Here is a 4206-nt window from a genome sequence, read left to right as displayed (position 1 = left end):
CTTCAATTAAAACAAACCTTTCCATTAATTCCGCCTGCTCAGAAGATAAATTCATCGCTTTCCTTCGTGTATGGAGATCCCTCACAGAACGAAATCCTCATTAATATTTTTAATATTTTATTAAAACTTAAGTGGATAAACTAAATTTAATAAAGCTTCATCAATCCAAATTTTTTAAACGAGGTAAGATCATGCCGACTAATGAAACGATTCTACTTTTAGGTGAAGTGGAAGAAAAAAAGACGAAAGCAAAGAAGTTAATAAAGCTTACCAAACTTTCAATCGAGAACATTTTATTGAGATTTCACCATCGACCTCTGATAATGTCTGGTTAAATCTCATTAGAACTGGTGATACTGAGGAGCTGATTCATCGAATCAACGAAGAAGCTTTGCCGGGAGTGCTCTCGAAAACAGACGGCAAATAATGGTCGCTGTTCCATTATTTGATTACAACTGGCAATTACAAAGCTATTTTGCGGCTCGTTGATTTATTTCCATTGCCCATCTTGAATGCGGAAGTAAACGGACATACATCATTGGATATCGCGCTTTTAACAGGACAACGGCGTATTGCGATTTGCTTGTATTTAGTGGGGTTTCAAGCCAGCCCCTCGTTATGCAATCATAATTACCTAGCAAACCTCGGAATCAGAGAAAGCAGCGAGTCGATATGCGTGGCGCTTTCATTTTGGGCTATTGTGAATTGATGGAACGGTTTGCTGAAAAAATTAGTGAGTCACACCTCTCCTTTTTGCGAAAGGTTTAAAGAAGTGTTAGTTCATCTAGCCCATCAACTCGATAATTTTAAAGCGCTAGATTGTCTTAAAAACCAAAAGATATTAATAAAGCTACACTCTTACCTGCCATGAGCTGGAATAAATGGGGCAAAAGCCAACAGCCTATTTGAACGAGCAGCTAGAATCACCAACAGCTATTATGCAAGCAGCATTGCAAAAAGAATCATCCCAGCCATTGGGAGTAGTAATTCCTCTGTTATCGGCTTTCAAAAAGAAAAAGTCTTTATCACGGCTTAATGAATTAAGCACCACTGATCGAGATCTTTTTTTTTCGCAGCTTGATCTTGATTGCTGGCAGCAACTGACTTAAGCTGCTCTATCCTATTTTCTGACAACGACATCGTTATTGCCTGGAGAATCTGAATTGTGTTTGTCGTTGCCTTCTTTCCACGACGCTCCCACTTTAGAATCTCGAATAAGAATATTCAAAAATGAAAATGAATTAGAAATTAAAAGCGAGCATGGAAGTGAATTTCTCTTTGAAGAGATTAGGAAATGTTTTAATGCTCATTGTATTCCTACATGGCTAGTTACTTTCTCTAAAGAGGTTTTAGGCAGGAAAGATAATGTGTCACGCCTACCCAATGGGCTTCCTTAACCATCTCAGCGCTTTTCTCGATCTGAAAGAAACCATAAGATTAAAAATGACGAATAAAAATTTAGGTCGACGCTTAACAACCGGGCTCCTATTTTCTACCTCCTTCGATCTTGGACGTCAAAAAGAGGAACTCGAATTAGCAGAGTAAGCATTGGATCACACTATTAAGAAAAGAAGTTTGTTTTAAAAAATTATCTTGCAACTGGAAAAGATTGGAATAGAATTGATAATTTTTGCAATAACAGGTTTCTGTTCTTTTTGGCTCGAATATTCTATTTCCCATTCCCCAGAAGATTCTGATAGGAGAACAATCTTAATTTCTCTCTTCTTTTACGATATTTTTTCTATAATAGCAATGAATTATGTAAATTGTCGCGCGCAATTTTCTGTCTAACAATCTCAGATCTTGAAACGAAAGTAATCTCTCTTACTTCAAGTCAATTTGAATAGCGATATTCACGAAAGCATGAATCCCTGCGAGCCCTTTTATGATGATTAACAAGAAAATCCTCACATTCTTGCAGAAGTAAAGACAACATTACAAACTCTGAATGAAAGAATACGTCAATTAGAGGTTGACTTTTCAAAAAACGAGGCGCAACCTTTTGGGAAATGTTGAATCAAATAATTCCATAAATTCAATAGCAACTTCCTTTTTAAAATTTTAAAAATTTACGGTTAAATTTGACGCTATGAAACAACAAACTTCTTCTTATGGGACATGGCGATCGCCGATTAGTGCTGAAAGGGCAGCGGCTTCATCGCGGGTTTTAATGGACGTTGAGTTTTACGATGGTTCCATTTATTGGTTAGAACGTCGGCCTGAAGAAAGCGGGCGTCAGGTCGTGTTGTGTCTTTCATCGGCGGGTGATATTCAGGCTGTGACGCCGGGCGGGGTCAATGTGCGAACGCGGGTGCATGAGTATGGAGGTGGGGATTATCGGGTGCATCGAAAGATGATTTTTTTTGCCAATGACGCAGATCAACGTTGGTATCGTTGTACTCCAAGAGAGAATCCACAACCGTTGACACCGGAGCCATCCCAGCCTCGAGGGTTGCGGTATGCGGATGCGGTAATAACACCGGACGAGGAATGGCTGATTGCCGTGCGAGAATCGCATGGAAAAATGGTTGATAATGAATTGGTGGCAATCCCAACCGACGGAAGCCAACGCGTTAAAGTTTTAGCGCAAGGTTACCATTTTTATGCTGCACCGTGCCTTAATCCCAGCGGAACTAAAATGGCATGGTTTTGTTGGAATCAGCCGCAAATGCCGTGGGATGGTACCGAGCTTTGGATGGCGGATCTCACGAGCATGCTTGAATTAACTAATGCGCATAAAATTTTGGGGGGAGTGGGAGAGTTTGTTTCTCAGCCGCAGTTTAGTCCCGAAGGGACGCTTTATTTTCTCTCCGATAGCAGTGGTTTTGGAAATATTTATTGTTATGAGGATGGCAAAGTAAAATCGATATGCCCTTTAAATGCCGAGTGTGATTCTCCGCCATGGGTGTTTAAGCTCAAAACCTATGATTTTCTGGATAAGAATCGCTTGGCAGCTATTGTCAATCATAAGGGAAAACAAACGTTGGGCGTGATAGAAGACGGTCGCTATACAGCATTTGATTTGCCGTTTACTTCTTTTGCGCCCACCTTAGCGGTACAACGTGATCAGGTTATTTTTATTGGTGCGGCTTCTGATCGATTTCCCGCTGTCGTTTGTTATGATATTAAAAATAAACGCACGGAAATTTTATATGAAAGCGCCCCGTTAACCATCGATAAAAAATACCTCTCATACCCTGAAGCGATTGAGTTTCCGACAGATGAGGGGAAAACTGCCTACGGTTTTTATTATCCGCCATGCAACGGAGATTATCAGCCGCCAGAAAACGAAAAACCGCCGTTAATTGTTATTAGTCATGGCGGTCCTACCTCGTCAACTTCAACTGCGCTTGATTTGAAAAATCAATTTTGGACAAGCCGCGGATTTTCGGTGTTAGACGTTAATTATGGTGGAAGCACGGGTTACGGAAAAGCTTATCGCGAGCGCTTAAAAGGACAGTGGGGAGTGGTGGACGTTGCTGATTGTGTTAATGGCGCTAAATATTTAGTGAAAATAGGAAAAGCAGATTCCAAACGTTTGATCATTCGCGGCGGGAGCGCGGGTGGATTTACTGTTTTTTCTGCGTTGATTTTTTACGATGTTTTTTCGGCAGGGTCAAGTTACTTTGGGGTGTCGGATTTAGAAAGTTTTGCAAGTGATACTCATAAATTTGAATCCCATTATTTAGAAACCCTTGTAGGCAAATATCCTGAACAAAAATCGCTTTACGATGCGCGTTCACCGATTAATCATGCCGACCGTTTGTCGTCTCCGATTATTTTTTTGCAGGGATTGGAAGATAAAGTTGTTCTGCCGGCGCAGGCGGAAGTTATGATTGCTAAAATGAAGGAAAGAGGTTTGCGTTATGCTTATGTTGTTTTTGAAGATGAGCAACATGGTTTTCGTAATGCTAAAAATATTAAAACTGCGCTTGAATCAGAATTGTATTTCTTTGGGAAGCTTTTTAATTTTGAGCCATCGGAGTCTTTGCCAGCCGTGAAAATTTTTAATTGAGAAATTAGCACAAATGGAAAAATGCTTTATCAAAAAAGGATTGAAGCAAATTAATAAAGTCTAATCCGTCCTTTCCGCGCAGGTACCTAGAGCTCAACTTAAGGGGGCGAGGTAAAGAGGGAATATCAAGTAGTTGAAAAAATGTCTGTCGTTTCCGTGCGTAGGCTGCCTACCGACAGACAAAGAATCGA

The 4206-nt window shown here is 40.3% G+C and carries 4 protein-coding genes; all 4 read left to right on the top strand.

The window, feature by feature from the left end; all coding sequences use genetic code 11:
• The first annotated feature begins 475 nt into the window (after nucleotides 1-475).
• The 4 genes from OWO34_RS06895 to OWO34_RS06880 all read left to right on the top strand — a co-directional run bounded on the left by OWO34_RS06895 (nucleotide 476) and on the right by OWO34_RS06880 (nucleotide 4015).
• On the top strand, nucleotides 476-709 hold the full coding sequence (locus OWO34_RS06895; RefSeq protein ID WP_267257012.1) for a hypothetical protein: 234 nt from the start codon (nucleotides 476-478) through the stop codon (nucleotides 707-709).
• A gap of 172 nt (nucleotides 710-881) precedes the next feature.
• A complete protein-coding gene (locus OWO34_RS06890; protein WP_267257011.1) occupies nucleotides 882-1109 on the top strand; it encodes a hypothetical protein in 228 nt (75 codons plus the stop codon).
• Between the two features lie 256 nt (nucleotides 1110-1365).
• On the top strand, nucleotides 1366-1545 hold the full coding sequence (locus tag OWO34_RS06885; RefSeq protein WP_267257010.1) for a hypothetical protein: 180 nt from the start codon (nucleotides 1366-1368) through the stop codon (nucleotides 1543-1545).
• Nucleotides 1546-2089: 544 nt separating this feature from the next.
• On the top strand, nucleotides 2090-4015 hold the full coding sequence (locus OWO34_RS06880) for a S9 family peptidase (RefSeq protein WP_267257009.1): 1926 nt from the start codon (nucleotides 2090-2092) through the stop codon (nucleotides 4013-4015).
• Nucleotides 4016-4206: the final 191 nt, after the last annotated feature.

Source organism: Coxiella endosymbiont of Ornithodoros maritimus, assembly GCF_907164965.1.
GTDB lineage: Bacteria > Pseudomonadota > Gammaproteobacteria > Coxiellales > Coxiellaceae > Coxiella.
This window is presented reverse-complemented; position numbering and strand designations above follow the sequence as displayed.

Excerpts from the sequence above, each read along its gene's own strand:
- OWO34_RS06890 (WP_267257011.1), top strand. The coding sequence starts at position 882 with ATGGGGCAAAAGCCAACAGCCTATTTGAACGAGCAGCTAGAATCACCA.
- OWO34_RS06885 (WP_267257010.1), top strand. The coding sequence starts at position 1,366 with ATGTGTCACGCCTACCCAATGGGCTTCCTTAACCATCTCAGCGCTTTT.
- OWO34_RS06880 (WP_267257009.1), top strand. The coding sequence starts at position 2,090 with ATGAAACAACAAACTTCTTCTTATGGGACATGGCGATCGCCGATTAGT.